This is a genomic window from Rhodanobacter sp. FW106-PBR-R2A-1-15 (genome assembly GCF_058789735.1).
This window is the reverse complement of record NZ_JBYTEM010000001.1, coordinates 74,974-99,502: the sequence shown is the minus strand read 5'-3', so window position 1 is coordinate 99,502 and position 24,529 is coordinate 74,974. Positions and strand designations below refer to the sequence as shown.

The 24,529-nt window shown below is 68.4% G+C and carries 17 protein-coding genes and 2 pseudogenes; 5 read left to right on the top strand and 14 right to left on the bottom strand.

The genetic code is table 11. The features are described 5' to 3' along the window. Window positions 1–117: 117 nt before the first annotated feature. The 5 genes and pseudogenes from AC3WTD_RS00385 to AC3WTD_RS00365 all read right to left on the bottom strand — a co-directional run bounded on the left by AC3WTD_RS00385 (window position 118) and on the right by AC3WTD_RS00365 (window position 7,191). Window positions 118–2,460 (bottom strand): TonB-dependent receptor, encoded by a 2,343-nt coding sequence (locus AC3WTD_RS00385; RefSeq protein ID WP_492612678.1) that lies wholly within the window; start codon window positions 2,458–2,460, stop codon window positions 118–120. 215 nt (window positions 2,461–2,675) lie between these two features. Beyond that, window positions 2,676–3,039: pseudogene (locus AC3WTD_RS00380) on the bottom strand (glycerophosphodiester phosphodiesterase family protein); the annotation flags it as partial. Between the two features lie 46 nt (window positions 3,040–3,085). Beyond that, window positions 3,086–4,843 (bottom strand): alkaline phosphatase family protein, encoded by a 1,758-nt coding sequence (locus tag AC3WTD_RS00375; protein ID WP_492612677.1) that lies wholly within the window; start codon window positions 4,841–4,843, stop codon window positions 3,086–3,088. Between the two features lie 273 nt (window positions 4,844–5,116). Next, window positions 5,117–5,347, bottom strand: coding sequence for a hypothetical protein (locus AC3WTD_RS00370; protein ID WP_027491673.1), 231 nt, complete (start codon window positions 5,345–5,347; stop codon window positions 5,117–5,119). Window positions 5,348–5,478: 131 nt separating this feature from the next. Further along, the gene (locus tag AC3WTD_RS00365; RefSeq protein ID WP_492612676.1) at window positions 5,479–7,191 is read right to left on the bottom strand and encodes a sulfatase-like hydrolase/transferase; all 1,713 of its coding nucleotides are present in this window, start codon (window positions 7,189–7,191) and stop codon (window positions 5,479–5,481) included. Window positions 7,192–7,403: 212 nt separating this feature from the next. Here AC3WTD_RS00365 and AC3WTD_RS00360 point away from each other — a divergent pair, with 212 nt between their 5' ends. Then, the gene (locus AC3WTD_RS00360; protein WP_492612675.1) at window positions 7,404–9,401 is read left to right on the top strand and encodes a bifunctional 2',3'-cyclic-nucleotide 2'-phosphodiesterase/3'-nucleotidase; all 1,998 of its coding nucleotides are present in this window, start codon (window positions 7,404–7,406) and stop codon (window positions 9,399–9,401) included. 724 nt (window positions 9,402–10,125) lie between these two features. Further along, the gene (locus AC3WTD_RS00355; RefSeq protein ID WP_492612674.1) at window positions 10,126–11,127 is read left to right on the top strand and encodes a ParA family protein; all 1,002 of its coding nucleotides are present in this window, start codon (window positions 10,126–10,128) and stop codon (window positions 11,125–11,127) included. A gap of 584 nt (window positions 11,128–11,711) precedes the next feature. Here the strand turns inward: AC3WTD_RS00355 and AC3WTD_RS00350 are convergent. From AC3WTD_RS00350 to AC3WTD_RS00320, 7 genes are all read right to left on the bottom strand, one after another. Beyond that, window positions 11,712–12,605, bottom strand: coding sequence for a UbiA family prenyltransferase (locus AC3WTD_RS00350; protein ID WP_492612673.1), 894 nt, complete (start codon window positions 12,603–12,605; stop codon window positions 11,712–11,714). Window positions 12,606–12,610: 5 nt separating this feature from the next. Beyond that, window positions 12,611–13,321, bottom strand: coding sequence for a bifunctional 2-polyprenyl-6-hydroxyphenol methylase/3-demethylubiquinol 3-O-methyltransferase UbiG (gene ubiG, locus AC3WTD_RS00345; RefSeq protein ID WP_027493591.1), 711 nt, complete (start codon window positions 13,319–13,321; stop codon window positions 12,611–12,613). Continuing rightward, window positions 13,299–14,450: a sedoheptulose 7-phosphate cyclase gene (locus tag AC3WTD_RS00340; protein ID WP_492612672.1), complete on the bottom strand. Its 1,152-nt coding sequence runs from the start codon at window positions 14,448–14,450 to the stop codon at window positions 13,299–13,301. Before AC3WTD_RS00340 ends, ubiG begins: the two co-directional genes overlap by 23 nt. Next, a complete protein-coding gene (locus tag AC3WTD_RS00335) occupies window positions 14,447–14,929 on the bottom strand; it encodes an S-ribosylhomocysteine lyase (RefSeq protein WP_492612671.1) in 483 nt (160 codons plus the stop codon). Before AC3WTD_RS00335 ends, AC3WTD_RS00340 begins: the two co-directional genes overlap by 4 nt. Before the next feature lie 31 nt (window positions 14,930–14,960). Then, on the bottom strand, window positions 14,961–16,202 hold the full coding sequence (locus tag AC3WTD_RS00330) for a sugar phosphate isomerase/epimerase family protein (protein ID WP_492612670.1): 1,242 nt from the start codon (window positions 16,200–16,202) through the stop codon (window positions 14,961–14,963). Between the two features lie 262 nt (window positions 16,203–16,464). Further along, window positions 16,465–17,751, bottom strand: a complete 1,287-nt coding sequence (locus AC3WTD_RS00325; RefSeq protein ID WP_492612669.1) for a c-type cytochrome — start codon at window positions 17,749–17,751, stop codon at window positions 16,465–16,467. Further along, the gene (locus AC3WTD_RS00320; protein ID WP_492612668.1) at window positions 17,748–18,524 is read right to left on the bottom strand and encodes a c-type cytochrome; all 777 of its coding nucleotides are present in this window, start codon (window positions 18,522–18,524) and stop codon (window positions 17,748–17,750) included. Before AC3WTD_RS00320 ends, AC3WTD_RS00325 begins: the two co-directional genes overlap by 4 nt. Window positions 18,525–18,901: 377 nt before the next feature. On the opposite strand from AC3WTD_RS00320, the gene AC3WTD_RS00315 reads away from it, so the two are divergent. The 3 genes from AC3WTD_RS00315 (at window position 18,902) to thrC (ending at window position 22,520) form a co-directional block, all read left to right on the top strand. Then, complete coding sequence (locus AC3WTD_RS00315; protein ID WP_492612667.1) at window positions 18,902–20,053, top strand: homoserine dehydrogenase family protein; 1,152 nt, start codon at window positions 18,902–18,904, stop codon at window positions 20,051–20,053. Then, on the top strand, window positions 20,050–21,048 hold the full coding sequence (locus AC3WTD_RS00310; RefSeq protein WP_492612666.1) for a homoserine kinase: 999 nt from the start codon (window positions 20,050–20,052) through the stop codon (window positions 21,046–21,048). The genes AC3WTD_RS00315 and AC3WTD_RS00310 overlap by 4 nt, the downstream gene beginning before the upstream one ends. 164 nt (window positions 21,049–21,212) lie before the next feature. Next, window positions 21,213–22,520, top strand: coding sequence for a threonine synthase (gene thrC, locus AC3WTD_RS00305; RefSeq protein ID WP_492612665.1), 1,308 nt, complete (start codon window positions 21,213–21,215; stop codon window positions 22,518–22,520). On the opposite strand, the gene AC3WTD_RS00300 is transcribed toward thrC, so the two are convergent. After that, the gene (locus tag AC3WTD_RS00300) at window positions 22,517–23,428 is read right to left on the bottom strand and encodes an IS4 family transposase (RefSeq protein ID WP_492612664.1); all 912 of its coding nucleotides are present in this window, start codon (window positions 23,426–23,428) and stop codon (window positions 22,517–22,519) included. The two genes, thrC and AC3WTD_RS00300, sit on opposite strands and share 4 nt — an antisense overlap. A gap of 27 nt (window positions 23,429–23,455) precedes the next feature. After that, window positions 23,456–24,391, bottom strand: a pseudogene (locus AC3WTD_RS00295) (IS1595 family transposase); the annotation flags it as partial. Window positions 24,392–24,529: the final 138 nt, after the last annotated feature.

Here is a 24,529-nt window from a genome sequence, read left to right as displayed (position 1 = left end):
GCGGAGGGGTCGTCAGGCAGGCGCAGCCTTGCGCCTGCCGGGACAGCAGATCGGACAGCAACCCCTGGATGCAGGCGCTGGAGAACAACGCCAGGCCAGCATGTAGGCTGCTGCGCATCAGAACTTCACGTTCAGCGTGAGAAAGCCCTGCCGCGGCGCGCTGGCATGGAACGCCAGCCGGCGACCCGTCGGATCGCCATTGGCGAACGCGCTGAGGTTCGACTCGTAGCGGCGGTCCGTCAGGTTGGTGACGTTGAGCGACAGCCGCACGTCCTTCGCGAACCAGGCCGGGCCGAAGTCGTAGCCGGCGCCGAAGTCGAACGCGGTATAGCCGCCGAAGCCCTGGTCGTTGGTATACGTGTAGTAGCGGCGGCCGGTGTACTTGCCGCGCAGGCTCAGGTTCCACGGGCCGTCGTGCCAGCTGATCTCGCTGGCCAGCATCTTCTGCGGCGTATCGACGGTGATCTTGCCGCGGGTAGGCACCAGCGCACCGTTCTGCGTGTAGTTGTTGTCGTAGGTGGAGCGGTTGAACGAGGCCGAGTTGTACCACTGGACGTGATCGAACGGTTTCCAGATGAAGGTGAGCTCAGCACCGTGGCTGCTCACGCCGCCGACGTTGTAGAAGCGCGTGGTGCAGGCCGGGGTGGTGCCCTGCTGGATGCTCGAACACGGGTTGAGCGAGAGCAGGCGGTTGTCGAACTTCACGTCGTACAGCGCGACGGAGGCCTCGAACGCCTGCTGGGTGATGCGATAGCCGCCCTCGATCGTACGCGACTGCTCGGGCTTGAGGTTGCCGCGGCTGGCGTCGAACGAGGCCTGCGTCACCTGCAGCGGGCCGCCGGCGCCACCGCCCTGGAAGGCGGCGATGTTCTTCGCATACGAAAGGAACACTTCCTGCCCGGCGGCCAGCTTGTAGCCGAGGCCGAGCTGCGGCAGCAGCGACTTGCCCGCCTTCAGCGCACCGTTCGCCACCGGCGCCTCGACCGCCACACCGACCGTCTCGCCCGCGCTCATCGTGGTGTGCGGGCTCTTCACGCCCACGTCCACACTGAGCCGGTCGTCGAACAGCTTGAAGCTGTCCTGCAGATAGGCCTGGCGGGTGGTGATCACGTAGTCCTGGCTGAACAGGCGGCGGTTCGGGTTGGCCAGGAAGGTGTCGTCGTTGATCGGGCCGCCGATCCAGTAGAAATTGCGTTCCACGTGGTGGTTGTTCCGCTCGTACCACACGCCGCCTTCGAGATGATGCGCACCCAGCTCCCAGACCAGCGAGGCGATGCCGCCGGTGCGGTTGATCGTGTAGTTGGTGCTGCGGATCGAGATCGGCAGCTCCTGCGGCGTGCCCGGATACGACTTCTGCCCCGGCGACCACCAGTGGCCCTGGCCGGCGTCCTCGTGGTGGTAGACCTGCGCATGCACGGTCACGCCGTCGCTGGGGAAGAAGTCGCCGGCGAGGTAGTACAGGTCGTCGTTGCGCAGCGCGCGGCTCTGGTAATACGCATCGTCGATGTTGTCGACGCCGCCGGAAAACGCGCAGCGTGGATCCTTCACGCCCTTGATGGTGTACGCCGGTGCACAGTACGCCGCGGCCAGCGCGCGCTTCCAGTCCGGCGCATACAGGTTCCAGTCCCAGCCCAGCCCGCGTGCCATGCCGCTCTTCGAGAGATAGGCGTAATCGGCCTGCGAGGTGCGCGAGGTATCCGCGAATGCGGTGATCCGGCCGCCGTCGAACTGGTACACCGCCTTCGCGTTGAACTGTTTCGTCGTGGTCGGCGAACTCGGCGGTGCCCACATGTCCGCAGTGGCGCGGATGCCGGACAGATACATCGAGAAGCCGTGCCAGTCGCCGGTATCCAGGCGCAGATAGGTGCGGCGATTGTTGTCGCTGCCGACGGTCTGGCCGAAGCGGCCGCCGAATGTCGTCGCCGGATCGTCCGAGTAGTACTGGATCGAACCGCCGAGGTTGCTGGTGGATGCCGTGCCGAGCCCGCCAATGCCCTGCGCCAGCTCGGCGCCGCCGAAATTCTCGGCGATCAGCGCGCGGCTGATGTTGAGGCCGTTGTAGTTGCCGTAGGCATTGTCGCCGAGCGGCAGGCCGTCCAGCGTGTAGCCCAGGCGGGTGGTGTTGAAGCCGCGCAGGCTGATCGTCTGCGACTCCTCGTTCGCGCCGAACGCATCATTCGACTGCACGTTCACGCCAGGCATCCGGTTCAACACCTTCTGGATGCTAGTACCGGCCGGCAGCACGGCCACGTCCTTCGCGGTGACACGCTGCACCTGGCGCGTCTCGCCCTGGCCGATCACCGACACCGATTCCAGCGTGCGGGCCTGGTCGGCGGTGGCATCCGGCCCTGCCGCTGGCGTGGCGTTGTCGAGCGGTGCGGCGATCGTTACGCCGTTGAGCGCGGCGAACAGCGCCAGGGCGAGACCGGTTCTGCGGCAAGAGCGTTCGCTGACGGACATGCGCGTGCATCCTCTGCGCAGCCTCCCGCGATCGCGGGGAGCCACGGCATCAATGTGGGGAATGGGAGAATGGCCGCCCTGAGCGACCGTACGCACAAGCATGGACGTGCTTTGTGTAGGGAGCCTTACAGCCGAATGTCAGTTTTTCGGATGAACGTCCATACGGTCGGCGCGAACTCGGCGCCGCGTGCACGCGAACCCGCGCGGGCTGACGCTCAGCGCCCGTCGGGCGCCTTGCGCCCGATCGCCGGATCGTCGGTGAAAAACGCGTCGATGCCGGCATCGAGGTAGGCGCGGATCTCGGTGATCGAGCCCGCCTCGTTGAATGTCTTCGGATCGCTGCCCTGCCAGAAGTTCTTCGCCTGGAAATGGTTCTCCGGGCGGAACGTGTAGGGATGCAGTTCCAGCTTCGCCGCGTGGGCGTCGTGCACCAGCGGCGTCGGCGCACCTAACGTGCCGTCCTTCGCCAGCGGCGATGATCGCGCGGATGTTCGGGCCGATCGCGTCGGCATGGGTCGCGATCGCGCGCAGGCCGGCCGGCGTGCACATTTCGCCGTAGCTCAGCCGTCCGCCGGCGGCGGCACGGGCGAGGCGCCGACTCTGCCGGCCGCATGTGTAACGGTTTTTACAGCGCCGTGGCGGTCGCGGCGGAGCCGAGCTTCAGCCATTGCTGCCAGTCCGGTCGATCCACCGGCACGCTGTCGGCGTTGCAGCTGCCGAGCCGGCACAGTTCGGCGCGCAGCCGCGGCGTGTGCTGCACCATCACGTGGAAGATCACGTTCTGCTCCAGCTCGCCGTGGAATGCCGCGGCGCCGGGGCCGCTGGCGAAGATCGCCACGTCCTCGCCGCCGTGCGTCTCGGCCTTCAGCGGCACAGCCGCTTCCTGCATGTAGTCCGGATCGGTGGTGTCGAGCTGGCGCAGGTCGGGCCGACCCTTGCCGATCGCCTCGTACTCGCGCGGGTTGTGCGGGTAGCGTTTGCTGCCTTCCGGCTGCCGTTCGCTGGCGCCGGTGTAGCCGGGGCCGTTGGCGAAACCCAGCGTGGTGTACGGCAGGCCGGTGGCGTCGCGCGCCAGGCCCGGCGCGCTTTCGTCGTCGTAGCTGTCGGTGTGGCCGGTCACCTTGCCCAGGATCGGATTGCCGCGGCGCGGGTAGCCGGCGAAGGTCATGGTGTGGCTGTGGTCGGCGGTGACCACGATCAGCGTCTCGGCCGGGTCGGTGTGCTGCAGCGCGACCTGCACCGCGTCGGCGAAGGCGATCGTCTCGTCCAGCGCGCGGTACGCGTTGCCGGCGTGCAGCGCGTGGTCGATGCGGCCCCCCTCGACCATCAGGAAGAAGCCGTTCGGGTTGCGCTGCAGCACCTCGATCGCGCTGGCGGTCATCTCGGCCAGGCTGGGCTCGCCGGCCTTGTCGTGCGCGCGCTCGTGCTCGTAGTTCAGGTGCGAGGGCTCGAACAGGCCGAGCAGGCGCGGCGTTTTCGCCAGGTCCAGCGCCTTCAGCTGCGCCGCGTTCCACACGTACTTGCCGTCCGGATGTCTGGACGTCCATTCGCCGATCAGGTCGCGGCCGTCGAGGCGCTGGCCCACGCTGGTGGCGTATTCCGGATCGTCCGCGCCGGCCGGCATGAACTCGGTGCGGCCACCGCCCATCGCCACAGTGAGGCCGCCGGCGACCGGGAAATCGATCAGCTGCGCGGCGAAGTCCTTGCAGCCGGCGGCCTTCGCCGCCTCGCTGAGGTCGGCGTCCACCTCCCAGTTGCGCTCGGGCAGGTGGCCGTAGGTGGCGGCCGGGGTGGCGTGGGTGATCCGCGTGGTGGTGACCGCGCCGGTGGCCATGCCGGCGGAGGCGGCCAGCTCCAGCGCGGTGACCAGCTCCTGTCCGCGGCTGCCGGCGCAGTCCTGCCGCTTCGGCAGCTGCGACACGCCGATGTAGCCGGCGCGCGTCTTCACCCCCGTCATGATCGCGGTCATGGTGCCCGCCGAGTCGGGCGTCTGCTGGTCGGTCTCGTAGGTGCGGCTCAATGCGCTGAACGGAAACTTCTCGAAGCTCAGCCGGTAGCTCTCGCCGTCCACGCCCGCGCGCTGCCCGGCCAGCACGTGCGCGGCGGCGATGGTGGGGATGCTCATGCCGTCGCCGAGGAACACGATCACGTTCTTCGCGCGCTGGCCGCCCGCCTTCGCCTGGGCGGAAGCCAGCGCCGCCTGCGCCGCGCCGCTACGGAACCACCACGACGGCGTCTCGCCCTGCGGGCGCTGGATGGCGGGCACCGCGATCGACGACGTGGCGGCGGGTGCCACGGATGGCAGCTGGCTGGCGCAGGCGCCAAGCGCGGAAAGCATGGCGCCCAGCAGAATCGGGCGCGCGGCGAACGGGAAACGGGGCATAGGGATCTTCCGGGCTGTTCCGTGCGGGCGTCCACGCGGATGGCCTGGGATCCTAGCCGGAGCATGCGAACGTTTCGTGGCAACGGCGCGGTCGCGCCTAGGAGCGTGGGCGGCAGAAACACAAGCGGCTGCGGCTGCGCCGTTTTGACCACCTTCCGCGCCGATTTTTGGCCCATAGAACCACTATGGGCCGGCAAACCGTCACGCAAGCTGGCTCAAAACGGCTTTGCCTCGCCTGCTTGGTTTCTACCGCCCACGCTCCCAGGGCACGCCTCAATCCCTGCGATGCGCCCGCTTGCCGTACATCCGGCGGTACACCGCGCTCACCCGCTGTTCCAGCGCGCCGCCTTGCTGAGCCTGCTCGAACGCTTCGTTGAGCTGCTTCTCGGCGGCATGCAGGTCGCGCAGGAACCGGCGGTCGTCGCTCGACAGGCCGCAGTCGGCCATCTGCCGCTCCAGGCTGGCGCCGGCTTTTTCCGGGGGTGGCGGCTTGCGCGCGTTCATATGTCGGGCAAAGCAAGACACCTGCCAGTGCCGTCAGGCCCGCCGGTACGCGGCCCGTGCCCCGCGCCTGGGCGTCTTCACGGCCGATCGGGGCGCAAACTGCCGCTGCCGGTCAGCCGCGGCCAGCGCGCCTACTCGTACACGTGCAGCCGGCCGATGGTCCAGGCGTGGTAGGACGCGAGCAGGCCCGGCACGGCGCAGTCGTCGTACAGGCCGTGGCAGCGTTCGCGCAGCTCGATGGCCGCGGTGAAGTAGGCGTCGGTGGGCACGCCGGCAGCCTGCAGCACCATGCTGGGCAGGAACGCGATGTCGAGCAGCGGATATTGCGGCAATGGCGGCCCGGCGAAGTTGCTTTTCAGCATGTAGTAGGTGAGGTAATCGCGGTAGGGCCGCAGCGCGGGCGGCAGCCGGCGCGGCAGGTCGCGGATCAGGCCGTTGAACGACGGCTGGTGGTCGCCGAAGTGCAGCAGCACGGTGGCCTGCGGGCGGTCGAGGAAGCTGTGCTCCAGCGCACGCATGGCCAGGTCGGAGGCATGCAGGCGCGCGAGATAGGTGTCGAAGTTCAGCGCCGTGTCGGGCGGCAGTCCGCGCAGCAGGTTGCGGTACGGCCGCGGCAGCTTCGCCATCGGCTGGTGGTCGTGCGGGCCGTGCTGGTTCAGCGTCAGGATCATCAGGAATACCGGCTGCCCCGGTTTCTTCACCTTGTCGTAGATGCGCCTGGCGGCCGCGAACATCTGCGCGTCACTCTCCTCCCACTCCTCCAGGCCCAACTCGTCGGCGCCGTACAGGTGGTCGAAACCGTAGGCCTGGTACGCGTTGCGACCGTTGATGAAGTCGGCATTGGTCGGGTAGATGCCGATGGTGAGGTAGCCAAGCCGGCGCAGCTGCAGCGCCAGCGCATCGTGCACGTTCGGCGCCAGCACGTACGGCGCGTACATGCCGCCGGGGCCGAAGATGTCCTGCGGCATGCCGGTGAGCGCGGCGAACTCGCTGACCCAGGTGCCGCCACCGAAGGTATGCACGCGCAGCATGCCGTGCGCGCGGGTGCGCGCATCGGCACGGAACATCGCAGCCCGGCACGGCGGCACGCTGCAGGCGTCGTAGACCGACGGGTCGAACGTACTTTCTTCCAGCACCTGCACGATGTCCGGGTACGGTGGCGGCATGCGGCCGGGCGCACCGGTGGCGGTGGCGCCCCAGTCCGGCTCGGCCACCGCGTCGTCGGCCATCGCCGGCAGCTCCACGTCGGCGTCGTGCAGGTTGACGAAGAAGTTGGTCAGCTGCGCATCGTCGGACATCTTCTGCCAGGCGTTGCGCGAGTGCACCTGCGCGAACGGCCCGGCGGGCAGCATGCACAGCCACAGCGCCAGCGCGCTCAACGCGGCGCCGCCGAGGCGCATGCCGGCGCCGCGCCGCGGCGGCGGCCGCTCCAGCACCCGCCAGTCCCAACGCCATACCAGATACAACAGCGGCGGCAGCAGCACGCCCAGGGCGAGCCCCACCGTGTACAGGTGCGGATAGTGGCGCAGCGTATCCAGCAGGCTGCTGCGCACGTAATAGACGAAGTCCGACGGCATCAGCTGCGAGTCGAGATAGCGCAGCTTCAGCACCGCCACCGACTTCAGCAGCAGGAACAACCCGCCGCCGACCAGCAGCGCCATGCCAAAGCGGCCGAACGCGAACAGCAGCACGCCGAACGTGCACAGCATCAGCCCGAGGATGAAGCCGCGCTGCAGCGGCAACGGCTCCTGCCACGCGGTGAGCGCAATGCAGGCGGCGAAGAAAACCAGCGCGCACAGCACCACCGCAACTGCCCGTGTGGGGTGCAACGAGATTCGACGCATGGCTGGAAGTCCCCCCGCGGGACCGCTGTCATCCTGGTGACATCTTACGGTCTTGCAGGCGTCACGCGCTGCGGCGCCAGCGCGCCGTTCCACCGGCGTTGAGCTTGGCGGGGTGGCCGAGGCCAGGGCCGCGGCCGGAGCGATGCGCAAGCACCCGGTCACCCCGATCTGCTAATTTCCGCGATCCGAACCCGCCTTTCCCACGGACTCCCATGTCGCCTCGCCCGTTGCCGCTCGCCGCCCCGCTGCTCGTCCTCGGTGCCGCCCTGCTCGCCGGATGCTCCAGCCTGCCCTGGGCGGCTGGCAGGACGCCCGACGGCGCGCGCGCCAGCGTGGCGATCCTGGAAACTACCGACGTGCACGCGAACGTGCTCAGCTACGACTACTACAAGCTGAAGCCGGACCCCTCGCTAGGCTACGAGCGCACCGCCACGCTGATCCGCCGCGCCCGCGCCGAGTTCTCCAACACCTTCCTGTTCGACAGCGGCGACACCATCCAGGGCAGCGTGCTGGCCGACTACCAGGCGCTGGTGAAACCGGTCGCCTGCGACCAGGAGCTGGCCATCTACCAGGCGATGGACGCGATGGGCTACGACGGCGGCACCGCCGGCAACCACGAGTTCAACTACGGCCTGCGCTTCCTGTCGCAGGTCACTGGTACGCCGATGAACGTGGACGGCGGCCACCACGACCGTTGTGCCGGCCCGCGTTTCCCGCTGGTGCTGGCCAACGTGTACAGCGCGCGCGACGGCAAGCCGATCTTCCCGCCGTGGACGGTGGTCACCAGGCAGATCGAGGCCTACACGCCCGACGGCAGCAAGATCAAGGTGCCGCTGAAAGTCGGCATCATCGGCTTCACCCCGCCGCCGATCATGGACTGGGACAAGCAGAAGCTGGCCGGCAAGGTCACCGTCAGCGGCGTGGTCGAGGCGGCGCGGAAATACCTGCCCGAACTGCAGGCGCAGCACCCCGACCTGGTGGTGGCGATCCTGCACGGCGGCCTGAACACCGCGCCGTACACCCCGGACATGGAGAACGCCGGCTGGTACCTGGCCGGCGTGCCCGGCATCGACGCGCTGCTGCTCGGCCACTCGCACACGGAATTCCCCGGCCCGTACTACGCCGGCATGAAGGACGTCGACGCACGGCTCGGTTTCGTGCGCAACGTGCCCGCGGCGATGGGCGGCTTCTTCGGCAAGGACCTCGGCGTGATCCAGCTGGTGCTGAACCGCAAGGGCGGCCGCTGGGTGGTCGACCTGGACAACACCCACAGCGAGGTGCGCCCGATCTGCAAGACGAAACACGATTGCGTGCCGGCCGACCCCGCGATCGCGCCGCTGGTGCGGCAGGCGCACGAGGCGACCATCGCCTACGTCAACACGCCGATCGGCGAAAGCGCGCTGCGCCTGAGCAGCTACTTCGCCGACGAGGGCAACATGACCGCGCTGGCGCCGGTCAACGCCGCGCAGATCGACTACGTGCGCCGCGAACTGCCGCGCACGCACCCCGAGCTGGCGAATCTGCCGGTGCTGGGCGCCGCCGCCGCCTTCCGCACCGGCTTTGGCGGCCCCGACGACTACACCGACGTCGCCCCCGGCCCGCTTACCCTGCGCAACGCCGCCGACCTGTACTTCTACCCGAACACGCTGGCCGCGGTGAAAACCGACGGCGCGGGAGTGAAGGCGTGGCTGGAAGAATCCGCCAAGCGCTTCAACCGGATCGAGCCGGCGAAAAGCGGCGAGCAGGCGCTGATCAACAGCCGCTTCACCGGCTACAACTTCGACCAGATCCAGGGCGGCATCCACTACGTCATCGACGTCTCCAAGCCGGCCGGCCAGCGCATCACCACGCTGACCTTCCAGGGCAAGCCGATCGAGCCGGCCCAGCCGTTCATCGTGGTCACCAACAACTACCGCGCCAGCGGCGGCGGCCACTTCCCCAGCCTCGACGGCAGCAACATCGTGCTGACCGCGCCCGATGGCACTCGCGAGATACTGGCGAAGTGGCTGGAGAGCAAGAAGCGGATCGGCGCGAAGGATCTCGAACCGACGTCATGGACCTTCGCTCCGCTGAAGACCCGCGGACCGGTGGTGTTCACCGACGCCAGCGGCAAGCAGCCGGTGGCGCGCGAGGCCGGGCTCGACAACATCCGCCAGCTGAAGGATCACGGCGACGGCACCGCGACGTATGCCATCGACCTGTCGCGTTGAACGATGTGTTTTTGTAGGGCGGGCACTGCCCGCCGCCCTGGCTTTCTGCTGAGTGCCGCAACGCGTCAGGAGCAAGAGCTTTCGTCCTCCTGCGGAGGCCGAGGTACTTCTCTTTTGCTTGTCCAAAAGAGAAGTACCCAAGAGAAAACGACACCCCGCTTGGCGCTTGCCGGGCATCCTGCCCGGCAAGTCCGTGAGCCGGGGCCGGGCTTTTCGAGCGGGCATCGTGCCCGCGCGAAAAGGCGTTGCCATCCCTGGCAACGCCCGCTGCGCGGCCTGTCGTCCCCGCCTCACCGCCGCGCAAGGGACCCCGGGTAGAGCAGCGGGCCATCGTGGCCCGCACTATTCAGAGGAGCCAAAACCGCGCCACCCGCGCCTTTGATGCAGTTGGCAGTTGCCGCCCCTCGCGTCACACGTGCGAAAAACGTCTCGCGCCGCGCCCCTTAAGTCGATCTCAGGATCGGCTTGCAGGAGATCTGCCACGGTACTGACTTGATCGGCCCGAAGGGCCTGCTCTCGACCCAAAGCAGACACTTCCATCTGCGGAAGTGAACCTAATGGCAGCCTCATATCGAGGCCATCATTCCGCTCCACTGCCAGCTCCTGCGCTGCATCCAAGCGACTCGTAACCACCGAACTGGAAGTTGGCCGGCTCGACGGACTTAATTTCTTATCGCGCGCCTGCTCTAGACTGCAATCACCAGACACCACAGCCGAGGTAGCAGTGAAAAAGATCGCGTTCTTCAACCACAAGGGGGGCGTTGGCAAGACCACCTTGACCGTGAACGTCGCAGACGCCCTTGAAGACCTCGGCAAGACGGTCTTGCTCGTCGATGCGGACCCGCAGTGCAACCTGACGGCTTTTTACATATCTGAACCAGATCTTGAAGGCCTTTTCGACGACGACGGGTTGGGAGACCACGCTGGCAGCCTCTGGTCAGCGATCAAGCCGGTAGTTGCTGGTCGCGGCGGCGTCAGGAAGGTGCAGGTATGGGATGTAGGCAGTAACGAGGGTGGAATTCTCCTGGTACCGGGCGACGTGATGTTGTCTCAATACGAAGAAGAACTTCCTCAGGCGTGGCTCGACAGTTTCGCTCGCAAAACGCGTGGCTATGACGTGATGACTGCCGTCGCTCAAGTAGCGAACAACAGCGCCAAGGAACATAAGGCCGATGTCATCCTCTATGACGTGGGCCCGAACGTGGGCGCACTAAATCGCGCAGTGTTGTTGGACTGTGACTATTTCATCACGCCAGTTGCAGCCGACCTGTTCTCACTTCGTGCTCTGAGCACTGTGGGCCTATCAGTTGGCAAATGGGTGGGTGATTGGAAGACAGTTCTTTCCCTCGCGAGCGATATAGACAAGAAGCGTCTTCCAAAAGGAATACCCAACTTCCTCGGATATGTCACCTCTGCTTATAAGGTAAAGAAAGGTCGTTCCGCAGCATCGCCACACGCCGATTGGGAGTCAAAGATCGCACCCCGCGTTCGGCATCAGGTTGTCGACGCGTTGCGTGCTATTGATCCCAAGCTTGCTTCGGCAGGCAGCAACAAGCTGGGGGCAATCAAGCATTTCCAGAGCCTGCCGTCTGAGGCTCAAAAGCACGGCGTTGCCATCGGAAAACTGCATGGCCATGTCAACGGCGGACACAACGTCACGCTGGACGAGGCGCGCGATGAATTCGCTGAGCTTGCGCGCGAAATCGTGAGGCGAACGGGCATCTAGGTCTTGGCGGTGACTCAGCGGACATTTGCATCAGCTGAGTGACCGTTATTGGCCGAACCGAGACATTCGCGGCATTGAAAAGTCCCGCTGGCCGCGGGACTCTTTCGCTTCTGGCTTTACGGCTTTCGCGACTGCGCAGCGGTCGCACACCGAGTGCGCGCGGGATGCGCGCTGCTCTACCGGGGGGCCCCTCTGCAGCGGCGGGCGGGCGGAGGAAAGCCCGCAGGGTGGCCGGCAAGGATGCCGGCCAGTTTTTCGCCAGCACAGGATGTGCTGTCGAAAAACCCCGTAGCCCGCACGCGAACCTTGCGGGCAGGATGCCCGCAAGGCGCGGAAGCGGGGTGGCCTTTCTCTTTGGTTATCTTTCTCTTTGGCCACGCAAAGAGAAAGTAACTCGGCTGCCGCAGGCAGACGAAAGCTCTTGCTTGAAAGCTCTTCGCTAGAACGTGGAGATAAGCCAAAGCATCGCCCGCGAGCGGGCTCCTACAGATGCCAGGGACGAAGGCCTTTCGCGCGGGAGCAACAACAAGCCAGACATCGATGCGACCGGGCAAGGACCCTGTGGTGGCGATTCGATGGCCGCCTCAGCGGATCAACACGAACACCGTGACGATCGCCAGCAGCGCCAGCGGATACAGGCTGGCGCGGTCGAACAGGCGCGCCGCCTGGCGGCCGTCCAGCGTGCGCGCGAGGCGGATCGCCGGCAGCAGCAGCAGGCCGGCGCCGGCGGCGACGATGGCCAACTGGAACGGCCAGCCGCCATCGAGCGGCGACAGACGCGGCAGCAGCGCACTGGCGAGCACGGCCACGCCCAGGCAGACCACCACCAGCACGCCCGCCGTGCGCAGGTCGAACACCAGCGGAATGGTGCGCGCGCCGATGCGGCGGTCCTCTTCGATGTCGTTCCAGTCGGCCGGAATGTTCTGCCCGCCGATCTCCCACAGCATCAGCCACGCCAGCAAACCCAGCAGCCCAGACCACGACGGCTCGGGAATGACCGCGAACACCGCGGCGATCGGCCCGGCCGACTTGACCAGGCCGCTGACCACGGTGCGCCACCAGGTGACCTTGAGCAGCTTGACGTAGACCACTTCCAGCGCCGCGGCGGCGAACACGATGACGAGGATCCGCGGGTTCAGCAGCCAGGTGCCGAGCACGGCCAGCGCGAACCAGCAGCCGAACCACGCCAGCGCGCCCTTCATGCTGATCAGGTTCTGCGCCAGCGGGTAGCGCATGGCGGAAGCCTCGACCGCGTAGCCCGGGGTGATCCCGCCGGCGACCTTTTCCTTGTCGTCCTTCACCCCGATCAGGTCGTTCAGCGCGTAGATGGCCGTATAGCCGGCCAGCGCGGTCGCCAGGGACAGCGCCAGCACCCGCCACGAGGGGAAGTGCCCCAGCCACAGCAGCGCGACGAAGCCGGGCATGGCGATGTCGAGCACGCCGTGGAAGGAGCGCGACAAGGCGAGAAAGCGCCGCATGGGTTTCAGCCCTTCCTGACGAAGCAGGCCATGTAGTTGATGTCTTCGCGGTTCGGCGCGACCCGGAAGCGGCGCGTCAGCGGGTTGTACATGAGGCTGTCGACCGCCCTGAATTCGAGCCCCGCCGCACCGGCCCACGCGCGCATCTCCACCGGCCGGATCAGCTTGCTGTAGTGGTGGGTGCCGCGCGGCAGCAGGCCGAGAATGTACTCGCCGGCCACGATGGCGAAGGCGAACGCCTTGAACGTGCGGTTGATGGTGGAGAAGAACGCCACGCCGCCCGGCTTGAGCAGGGCCGCGCAGGCGGCGATGACCTGCTCCGGATGCGGCACGTGCTCGAGCATCTCCATGCAGGTGACGGCGTCGAAGCTGCCGGGCTCATCGCGCGCGAGGATCTCCGCATTGAGCTCGCGGTAGTCGATGGCCAGCCCGCCGCGTTCGGCATGCTGGCGGGCGATGTCCAGCGACAGCCGCGACAGGTCGATCCCGGTCACCCGTGCGCCGGTTTTGGCCAGCGCCTCGGCCAGGATGCCGCCGCCGCAGCCCACGTCGACAATACGCGGCGCCGGTGCGCCGATGCGGTCGGTGATGAAGCGCAGGCGCAGGTCGTTGATCGCGTGCAGTTGCCCCATCTTGCCGTGCGGGTCCCACCACAGCTGGGCGATGCGGTTGAAGTGGGCGATTTCCCCGGCGTCAACATTCGGCGATTCGGTCATGGCTGCTCGTGGTCCGCTGGTTCAGGGTATGGATGGAGGCTTCGATTTCCGCGCGCGCGATGTCGTTGACGAACACGCACTCGCCCAGCCCCGCAGGCAACGGCACGCGCTGCAGGCCGTTGCGGTGCTCGACGCGATCGAGCAGCGACTGCCACATCAGTTCGGCGTCGAGCAGGGCGAGCTCGGGGGCGAGCTGCAGGCGCTCGACCAGGGCGAAGATGCGGCCGGCCGCGGCCGCGTCGAGCAGGCCGCGCCGACGCGCGATCGCGGTCGACACCAGGATGTCCAGCAGCACCGCCTCGCCGTGCAGCAGGTCGTCCCCGTAGCGGGTTTCCAGGCCGTAGCTGAAGGTATGGCCGAAGTCGACCTTGCGCGCCAGCTCTTCCTCGTGCAGGTTCGGCGCCAGCTCTTCCAGCATGCCGCCGATGGCGCGGTCGAGGATCTCCCCGCCGCGCGCATCCTGGAAGGCGCTCGCCAGCGACGCGGCACCGTGGCGTTCCAGCAGACCGAACAGCGTGGCGTCACGGATCACCGCCAGCTTGACGATCTCGCACACGCCGTTGCGCAGGTGCCGCGGCGGCAGGCTGCGCAGCAGGCTGCGGTCCAGCAGTACCCGGCGCGGCGGCTCGAAGTTGCCCAGACGGTTCTTGTGGTCATTGAAGTTGATCCCGGTCTTGATCCCGACCGCCGCGTCGACGTAGCCCATCAGCGTGGTCGGCACCTTGATGTGCGGCACGCCGCGCCGGTAGCTGGCCGCCGCGTAGCCGACTACGTCGGTCAGCACGCCGCCGCCGATGGCGATCACCGGCTCGTCGCGGCGATGGATCGGGAAGCCGTCCAGCTCGCGCAGTACCGAAAGCCACGCGTCCAGCGTCTTGCCGCCCTCGCCGCCCGGCAGGGTGATGATGCGCGCATCGACCTGGTGCTGGGCGAAATAGGCGCGGATGCGTGCGCCGTGATGCGCGTGCACGCATTCGTCGACCACCACGAAGCGGCGCCCGTCCCGCACGCGGCCCATCGACAGCAGCGCATCGCTGCGCGGATCGAACACGTCGGCCACGTTGAGCAGGTCGTATTCGATCCGACGCGTGGCGCTGACCTGCCAGCGCGCGCCCTCCGCCGCGCTCATGTGATGTCCTGCCACGCCGCGCGTTGCGCCAGTACCTCGCGCGCCACGGCCTGCGCCCGCGCCAGGTCGTGGTGGCGCCAGTGGCCGCACTGGTCGATGCGCGCATACGGCACCGCGTCGGCCACGAGCACGCCTTCGAGGATGGCCTCAAGCGCGCCCTCGACGACCGCGCGGCGGCCTTCGCCGAGCAGGGTGAGGTAGAAGCCGGTCTGGCAACCCATCACGCCGACGCCGATGAAATGCCGTGGCAGCAGGCGGCCGTAGCCTTCGAGCAGGAAGTGCTCGATCGAATGCAGCTCGGTGCTGGACAGGCAGGCGTCGGCGTTCGGCCGGCGCAGGCGCAGGTCGATGCTGTAGACGACGTCGCCCGCGGCGCCCGCACGGGCGCCGCGCAGCTTGACGCTGGGCGCCTTGAGCAGGCGGTGGTCCAGTTCGCCGACGGTATCGCTGCGCCAGCCCAATGCCTCGAAGTCGATCATGATGGTTGCTCGGTGGAACGGCCGGACGCGCTCATGTCGGCTGCGCGATGGCGGCCAGGTGGCGGTAGCTTTGGTCGAGCGCCTGCTGCCAGCCATCGACGTGGTGATAGAGCTCGACCGAGCCGAAGCCGTCGAAGCCGTGCGCGTTCAGCGCCCGGAAACTGGCGGCCAGGTCCAGCGTGCCCTCGCCGGGAATCTCGTGGAAATGCACGATGCCGGTGCGCGTGTTGGCGACCATCCGCTCGAACAGCGCCGGGCCGCGCACGCCGCGCAGGTGGGCGACGATCGGCCAGGCCCGTTCGAGCACGTCGAAGCTCAGCCCCGGCACCGAGATCAAGTAGGTGAAGATCTCGTCGTCCAGCGGCGAGGCGCCGGCGTACAGGCTGGCGTAGTCGACCAGGCCCGCCGCCTGATCGATGCCGGCCTGCGCCAGCAGCGCGTCGATGCGCCGGCGCCGCGCCGGGTCGGGCGCGCGGTCGGCGAAGTACAGCGGGTGGCGACGATCCAGCAGCAGGTAGTCCGCCGTATCGGGGAAGTACACCAGTGCGCTGGCGGCATCGAGGTCGAGCGCCGGCACGGCATCGTCGCGCACGATCCTGAGGTTGTGGCCCTGGCGCGCATCGGAGATGTGCAGGTAGCGGGCATGCGGCGCGGCTTTCGCCAGCGCGCCGATGTAGTCCGGCTCGGAACAGTAGGCGTGGCAGATGTCGATGTGCAGCGCGAAGCGCGGCGAGCCGACCGCGCGGATCAGCGCCAGCCCCTGCTCCAGCGTCTCGACATACATGCCCGGCTCGGGTTCGATCAGCAGCGTGATGTCCTCGTCGTCGCGGATCTCGCGCAGGCATTCGCGGATGCTGTCGGCCAGCAGCTCGCCCGGATCGACCTGCGGCTGGCGCACGTGCTCCTCGCGCAGGAACCCGCTGCCGAAGGTGACCAGCTTCACGCCCAGCCGACGCGCCACGCGGATGCCACGCTTGACCAGGTCGATGCGGCGCTTGCGCCCGGCCACGTCCAGTGTCATCAATGACGGCTCGTGCGGCCGCGACGGGGTGAAGAAGTGCGAGGCGGTGGCCACGCAGGCCGGCACGATGCGCGCTGCATCCAGGCGCGCGCGCACGGCGTCGAGGTCGGCCTCGTCGAGGTTGAAGGGGTTGAACTGGTCGCGGTGGAAGGACAGCTCGATGCCCGCGTAACCGGCGCGGGCCACGGCGTCGATGGCGTCCAGGAACGGCAGCTGGGTGAGGCCGAAGGTGCTGTAGCTGAGCTGGATCATGCCCGTGAACCGTGGTGAGCAAACGGTGGATGGCTATCCCGCGCAGCGTGCAGGCGCGACGGCACGCTCGCCATGACCCACGTCAAATCGCGCCCGCCGGGGGCCTGCGTTCGGACGCCGCAGTGCGCCGGCAACCGGTCACTGCAGGGCCAAGGTACTTCGTCGGGACGGTAGAAAGATCAAGAGCGGACCCCACCCCGGACCTCCCTTGCAAGCAGGGGGAGGGAGCAACACGTGGCGTGGACAAAACTCCGGCCACAGCTCAGTCGACCGGCGTGTTGCGGTAGTTGCCGACGTCGGCTGGTTGCACCGCAGCGGCCTTGTTCGACCACGACTGGCGGATATAGCTGACCACCGCGGCGACGTCCTTGTCGCTGAGCGACTGCGCGAACGGCGGCATCGAGTACGGCTGCGGGTTGCCGGCGGTGGCTGGGGCGAAGCCGCCGAGCAGCACGCTGCGGATCGCGTTGATGCCGGTCGGTTCGGTGACCGAGGTGTTGCCGTCCAGCGGCGGGTAGACGCCGGCCACGCCGCGGCCATCCTTGCCGTGGCAGTCGGCGCAGCGCTGCGCGTAGAGCTGGCCGCCCTGCTCGTGGCTGGCCGCCTGCGTGAACGGCGCGGTCACGGGCTGCGGGCGCGGCGGCAGCGACTGCAGATAAGTAGCCACCGCCTGCAGGTCGGCATCGCTCAGGTGCTGGGTGCTGTTGCGCACCACGTCGGCCATCGGCCCGAACGCGGTGCCCTTCGCCGACTGGCCGGTCTTCAGCAGGTCGACGATGTCCTGCGCGCGCCAGCCGTCGAGGCCGCCGCCGGCTTGCGTGCTGAGGTCCGGCGCGTACCAGTCCAGCTGCGGGATCTGTCCGCCGGTGAGGTGGCGCTCCGGCGCAATGCCGCCGAGCGAATCGCGCGTGGTGTGGCACTCGTTGCAGTGACCCAGGCCCTGCACCAGGTAGGCACCGCGGTTCCATTCGGGCGGCTTCGCCGGATCGGGCCTGAACTCGCCCGGCTTGAAGTACAGCGCGCGCCACGCCACCAGGCTGTTGCGCACGTTGTAGGGAAAGCCCAGCCCCAGCTCCGTGTCGGGTCGATGCACCGGCGGCAGCGATTTCAGGTAGGCGAAGATCGCCAGCGCGTCGTCGCGGCTCACCTTGGTGAACGAGGTGTAGGAGAACACCGGGTACAGCAGCTCGCCCTGGCGGCCCTTGCCTTCGTGCAGCGCGCGCCAGAAATCGTCGACGCTCCAGCGGCCGATGCCGGTGTCCGGATCGGGCGTGATATTCGGCGCCGGTACGTCGCCGAACGGCGTACCCAGCGAGCGGCCGCCGGCGTAGCGCTGGCCGTCGCGCGCGGTGTGACAGGCAGCGCAATCGCCCACCGTGGCCAGGTATTCGCCGCGCGCGATCAGCGCGGGGTCGCGCAACGCCGCGGCATCCGCCTCGCGCTGCGCCGGCGATGACGCCGACTGGCCGGCGTGGCCGAAGTACAGCCAGCCCACCCCGACCACCGCCAGCAGCGCCAGCACCCATCCTCCGCGTCGCCACCACGTCATTGACCTGCTCCGCTCTTGCCCATCACGCACCAGCCCGGCAACGGTTCGGTGTGCGCGCTGGCCGGCACCGGGTGCAGGTCGGCCGGCGGTTCCTGGCCGGCCAGCCACGCGGATACCGCGGCGATGTCCGATTCGCGCATGCGGTTGGCGACCACGCCCATGCAGTACGGCCCTTCGGCCGCGCGCTGGCGCGTGCGCCACGACACCAGCTGGGTGTTGAGGTAGTCGTAGGACAGGCCCATCAGGCCGGGCATCATCGGTTCCACGCCGGTGAGCTTGGCGCCGTGGCAGCTGACGCACGACGGCACGCCGCGGGTCGAGTCCCCGCGCAGCACCAGCTGCTCGCCGCGCCGCAGGATCTCTGCCGACACCGCCGGCACCGGCTGCCTGCGGTAGGGCACGTCCTGCTGCGCGAAGTAGGCGGCGATATCGCGCAGGTACGCCGGGCTGAGCTGGCGCACCACGTATTCCATCGGCGCGTGCCGGCGCTGGCCGGTCTGGAAGTATTCGAGCTGCTGCACCAGGTAGCCGGCCGGCTTGCCGGCCAGGCGCGGGATCGCCACGTTGTCCGCCGAACCCTCGCCGTGCACGCCGTGGCAGCTGGTGCATGCCGCCACGCGCTGCTGCATGGTGTCGGGTACGCCCGGGGCGGCGCCGGCCTGCGGCGGTGTGGCGGCCATCGCCGCGCTGCCCATGCCGAGCACAAACAGCGCAAAAGCCGCACACGGCGCCTGCCCACGCAGTCGCCGGCACAGTGAAACGAACCTATTCATCCGGCGAATTGTAGGCCTCGCGAGCAGCGTCGGCCGACGGCAACCAGCTTGCCGCGACAACCTGCCGCAGGTGTGGCGCTGCACGAAAGTTGCAAATGCACCTGTTGACCGCAGTGCAGCATAGGCTTTAAGGTCGAGTCCATGTCGCCGCTTTCCGCGCCAGCACGCATGCATCCTGTCCCGCTCCGCAGCGGGCGCATGGCCATGCACGCCGGCGTCATCGCCGTCATTACCACCACGATTACCACCGGTACCACGGGTCCCGGGCGGAGCGTCGTGCGTAGCTGAGTTTTCCCACGCAACGGCCCGCCCTCGAAGAGGCGGGCCGGCCCATGCCGACACGCCAGCGAGAACGGGCCTCCACCGGAGAGGCCACCGTGATCACCTGTGCACCCGAGCAAGTCCAGCACTCCCTGCCGCCGCCGTTGTCGCTGGCCCGCACCGGCACGACCCGGCGACGCGTGCTGGCGGTCGGCGTGATCGGCCCCGGCCGCGTCGGCAGCGCCTTGCTGGAACAGCTGCGTGCCGCGCAACCACGGCTGGCTCGCGACGGCGCGCTGGAACTGAAACTCTGCGGTGTGGTGGCCAGCAAACGCATGTGGCTGGACTGCGACGACGCCGAGCTCAACGCCCGCCACGGCGGCGCGCAGATCTGGCGGCCGAACGACCTGGACGCGTTCGCCGACCACGTGCGCGGCAGTGACGGCCGCCACGCGCTGCTGATCGACTGCAGCGCCAGCGACGCGGTGGCCGCGCACTATCCGCGCTGGCTCGCCGCCGGGCTGCACGTGGTGACGCCGAACAAGCTGGCCGGCAGCGGCCCGCTGCCGCGCTGGCAGGCGATCCGCGCGGCCTGCGCCGGCGGCGCGCGCTTCCGCTACGAAGCCACCGTGTGCGCCGGCCTGCCGGTGGTGCAGACGCTGCGCGACCTGCTCGACACCGGCGACGAACTGTTCGCGGTGCACGGCATGTTCTCCGGCACGCTGGCCTGGCTGTGCAACCGCCACGACGGCCACCAGCCGTTCTCCGTGCTGGTGCGCGAGGCGCACGCGCTGGGCTACACCGAGCCCGACCCGCGCGACGACCTGTCCGGGCTGGACGTGGCGCGCAAGCTGGTGATCCTCGCGCGCGAGGCGGGCTGGCCGCTGTCGCTGGAGGAAGTCGATCTGGAAAGCCTGGTGCCGAACGCACTGGCCGCGTTGCCGCTGAGCGACTTCATGCAGCGGCTCGACGCCCTCGATGCGCTGATGGCGGCGAAACTGGCCGAGGCGCGCGCCGAAGGCGGCGTGCTGCGCCACGTGGCGCAGCTGGACCGGCACGGCCGCGCCAGCGTGCGGCTGCAGGTGCTGCCCGCCTCCCACGCGTTCGCGCACACCCGGCTGACCGACAACATCGTGCAGTTCAGCACCCGCCGCTACTGCGATAATCCGCTGATCGTGCAAGGCCCCGGCGCCGGCCCGGAGGTAACCGCCGCCGGCGTGTTCACCGACCTGCTGCGCATCGCCGAGTCGCTGGAGGCACGCGCATGAACACCCCGCTACTGGAACCCGTCATGGCTGCACCGCGCCGCGCCCATCCTCCACAAGCCGCCTGCGCGTTCGCGCCGGCCAGCGTCGGCAATGTCGGCGTCGGCTTCGACCTGCTCGGCCACAGTGTGGCCGGCGCCGGCGACCGCGCCGAGGTGCGCCGCATCGGTGAGCCGGTGGTGCGCATCGCGTCGATCTCGGGCTGCGTCACCGAACTGCCCACCGACCCGCGGGCCAACACCGCCGGCACCGCGCTGCTCTCGCTGCGCAAGGCGCTGGGCTTGCGCCACGGCTTCGAGCTGGTGCTGCACAAGGGTATCGCGCTCGGCTCGGGCATGGGCGGCTCGGCCGCCTCCTGCGTGGCCGCGCTGATCGCCGCCAACGCACTGCTGCCCAAGCCGCTGCCGCGCGAGGCGCTGTACGGCTTCGCGCTGGACGGCGAAGCGGTGGCCAGCGGCAGCCGCCACGGCGACAACCTCGGCTCGATGCTGCTCGGCGGACTGGTGCTGGCCACCCACGACCGCCTGCTGCGCATCGACGTGCCGGCGGCGTGGCACTGCGCGCTGGTGCATCCGCACGTGGTGCTGGAGACGCGCCGGGCGCGCGCGGCGTTGGCCGGCCATTACGCGCTGGGCGAGTTCGTGGCGCAGAGTTCGAATCTCGCCCTGGTGCTGGCCGGCTGCTGGCGTGGCGACGCGGCGCTGGTGCGCGAAGGCCTGAAGGACGTGCTGGTGGAACCGCGCCGCGCGTCGCTGATCCCGCACTTCGCCCAGGTGAAACAGGCCGCGCTCGACCACCGTGCGCTGGGCGCCAGCATCTCCGGCGCCGGCCCCAGCGTGTTCGGCTGGTACGACAACCGTACCGACGCCGAAGCGGCCGCCGCGGCGATGCAGGCCGCGTTCGCCGAGGGCGGACTGGACAGCGACGCGTGGGTGTCGCCGGTCAACGGGCCGGCTGCCGCGTTGATCGACTCCCTCGACGTGGAGCCGCAGCCATGACCGGCGTAGGGCGGGCAGCACCCGCCCTACGGCTGCTGCCGCGTTGATCGCAACCCTCAAGGCCGACGAATGAACGCTCTTATAGGGCGGACACTGCCCGCCACTCTCGCCGCCAAGCATCAAAAACCGGCGGGCAATGCCCGCCCTGCACACGAGTCAGGCATATGAGCGAACTGCTTCGCTACCACAGCACCCGAAACGCCGGACTGGCAGTACCGATCGGGCAGGCGATCGCCGCAGGGCTGGCGCCGGACGGTGGCCTGTACGTGCCCGAGTCCCTGCCGCGACTCGATCCGGCCGCGTTCGACCCGCACGGCACGCTGGCGGATACCGCCGCTACCCTGCTGGCGCCGTTCTTCGCCGGCGATGCGCTGGCCGATGAACTGCCCGCGATCTGCGCCGAGGCGCTCACCTTCGACACGCCGCTGCGCGCACTGCCGGCGCATCTGCACACGGCGATGCTGGAGCTGTTCCACGGCCCCACCTCGGCCTTCAAGGACGTCGGCGCGCGCTTCCTCGCCGCCTGCCTGCGCCGGCTGCCGCGCAGCGATGCACGGCCGCTGACGATCCTGGTCGCCACCTCGGGCGATACCGGCGCGGCAGTGGGCGCCGCGTTCCATCGCCAGCCGCATGTGCGCGTGGTGATCCTGTATCCGGACGGCCTGGTCTCGCCGCGCCAGGCGCACCAGCTCGGCTGCTTCGGCGACAACGTGACCGCGCTGCGCGTGGCCGGTCGCTTCGACGACTGCCAGCGCATGGTCAAGGCCGCGCTCAACGACGCGGAACTGCAGGCGGATGTGCCGCTGTCCTCCGCCAACAGCATCAGCCTGGGCCGCCTGCTGCCGCAGATGAGCTATTACGCGCACGCCGCGCTGGGCTGGTGGCGCGAACACGGCACGCCGCTGAACTTCATCGTGCCCACCGGCAACCTCGGCAACGCGATGGCCTGTCTGTGGCTGCGTGGAATGGGTTTGCCGGTCGGCGAAGTACGGCTGGCCTGCAACGCGAATGCCACCCTGCCCGAGTTCTTCGCCGGCGCCGACTACCGGCCGCGCGAAGCGGTCGCCACCCTCGCCAACGCGATGGACGTCGGTGCGCCGAGCAACTTCGAGCGGCTGCGCTGGACCTTCCCGAATGAATCCGCGTTGCGCCGACTGCTGCAGGCCCACGGCGTGGACGATGCCACCATCCGCCGCACCATCGCCACCCATGCGCGCGAACACGGCGAAGTGTTCTGCCCGCACACCGCCACCGCGATGCACCTGCTCGACCGCCTGCGCGCGGATGGCGACGAGGCGCCGTGGGCGGTGGTCGCCACCGCCCACCCGGCCAAGTTCGAGGGCGTGGTGGAGCCGCTGCTCGGCCACCCGCTCGACCTGCCCCCGGCGCTGGCCGCGATGCTGGCGCGCAGCGCCAGCGCCGAACCGCTGGCGGCCAGTGACACCGCGTTGCGGGACTGGCTGATGCCCTAGCAGCGTTGGCGGTAGCACGCGGCGATCTGGTCGGCGGGGTGGCGGATCGGATCGGCCAGCGAGGTCAGGTAGCGTCGCCCGGACGAGCAGATGATCAATCGCGCTTCCCAGAACGCTGGCAGGTGGGGATGTTGCCGGCGCGCTTGCGGCGAGACGGGTAGCCGCACCCAGACATCGCCTTCGCCCAGCGGACGGATCACCTCGTAGCGCAGTGAGCTCTTGGCTCGCATCAGCCAATGACGTTGTTCGCCGGCCTGCTGCCAAGCCCATAGGAACGCGGCCGAATAGTAGGCACGATCGAAGATCGTCAGGGAATGATCGGGCGTGGCCGCCCTCAGGTCGTGGGCATAGCTGAGCTCGCCGGTGGTATAGGCCCCCAACGCTGCCGCTCGGATCAGATGGGTATGCACGTCCATCAGACAGACCGCGCGTACCTGCGGCCGGCTCCCTTCGCCGTGTTGCGAATGACCGCCACCGAAGACGTCACGATGTTCGGCGGTATCTTGCGTCGACCACACCACGCCATCGACAGCGAGCAGGCGCAGTCCCTGGAACAGTCCGGTCGCAGGAAGCGGCGCGGCACACCATGCACGGCTGATCTGATCGAACAGATGCGCCAACGGCGCTTCGCCCAGCCGCTGGCGTCCTTGCACCGTCGCGCTCGGTGCGGGTGCCACGCGCGTCTCGCTGTCCAACGCCAAGCCCAGCTGGCGCACGATGTGCCATACCGGTTCATTGCGAAACAAGGCCAGCCCGATGACCAACCAGATCAGCCGTTCGGCAGGTAGGCGGCGACGGCGTAGCGAGGCCGTGCCGGTGGCCTGCAGGGCGTGCTCGATCCAATCAGCAGGAATCAGCTGCCCGAAACGATCGAACGCCTCCGGGGATAACCTCGTTACCGAGCACAACTCGGCTCCTGATTCCCCACCTTACGCAGCCAACGTTGCGAGCCGATAGCTCAGCGGCGGCGTCCGCGCCGCGGCGACGATGAGGCGCGGTACCAGGGCGGCCAGGTCGAAGCGGCGATTGAAGCGGTAGCAGAACTCGGACAAATAGCGCTGCAGGTACTTCGGACGCAGCGCATGGTAGGTGCCATGCAGCGCGTTCTTGACGTTACCCAGCACGGTGTTGACCCCCGTGAAGATGGGATGCCCCCGAGTGGGGACGCCGCCGCCGGTGGGCATGGCGGTATGCGTGCAATCGGCATCGGTCACGCCCGGAAAACACTTCAGCCCATCGGTGACAACCGCCGTGCCCGGCGCCAGGTGGCGTTGGGCCCATGCCGCCAACGCCTTTTTGCGAAACCCGGCCACCTCATCCATCCGCATGGCGATGGGGTGCCCCTCGGCGGTGCACTGCACCGCCGCCACAAACGGCGTCTTGCCAGGGCTGCCGCGGCCCACGCCGCCGCCGTGGCGTTCGCTGCCCCAGTACGCATCGTCCATCATCACGATGCCGCCCAGGACCTGCTCGCTGTCGCGCTCGACCATCGCCTGCATCAACTTGTGCTTGAGCAGCCACGCCGTGTGGTACGACACGCCCAATTGCCGCCGCAGCGCCAGCGCCGAGATGCCATTCTTGTGCTGGGTCAGCAGGTAAATCGCCAGAAACCACCTCCGCAGCGGCAACCTGGTTTCGGCGAGCAGCGCGCCGCTGGTCAGCGACACCTGCCGCTTGCAGCGATTGCACTGGTACACGTCGCGACGCTTGAGATGGCCATGACTCGTATGACCGCAGTCCAGGCAGCGCCATCCCTTCGGCCAGCGTGCCTTCATCAGCGCCTCGCGGCACTGCTGCTCGCTACCGTAACGGTCAAGAAAGGCCGTCAGACTCAGGCCGGGTTGGAACTGCACTTGATTCTTGGCTGCCATGGGACTTCCTCCTTCGCAGCAGGAGGTTGCAGCATCTACCCACGACGTATCATGGGCGGCGACAGGTGGGGAATCAGGATGCGAAATGGTCGCACTGCGTGCGATGGGCAAGAGTTGGCCGGGTCAGCCGAACCGGCG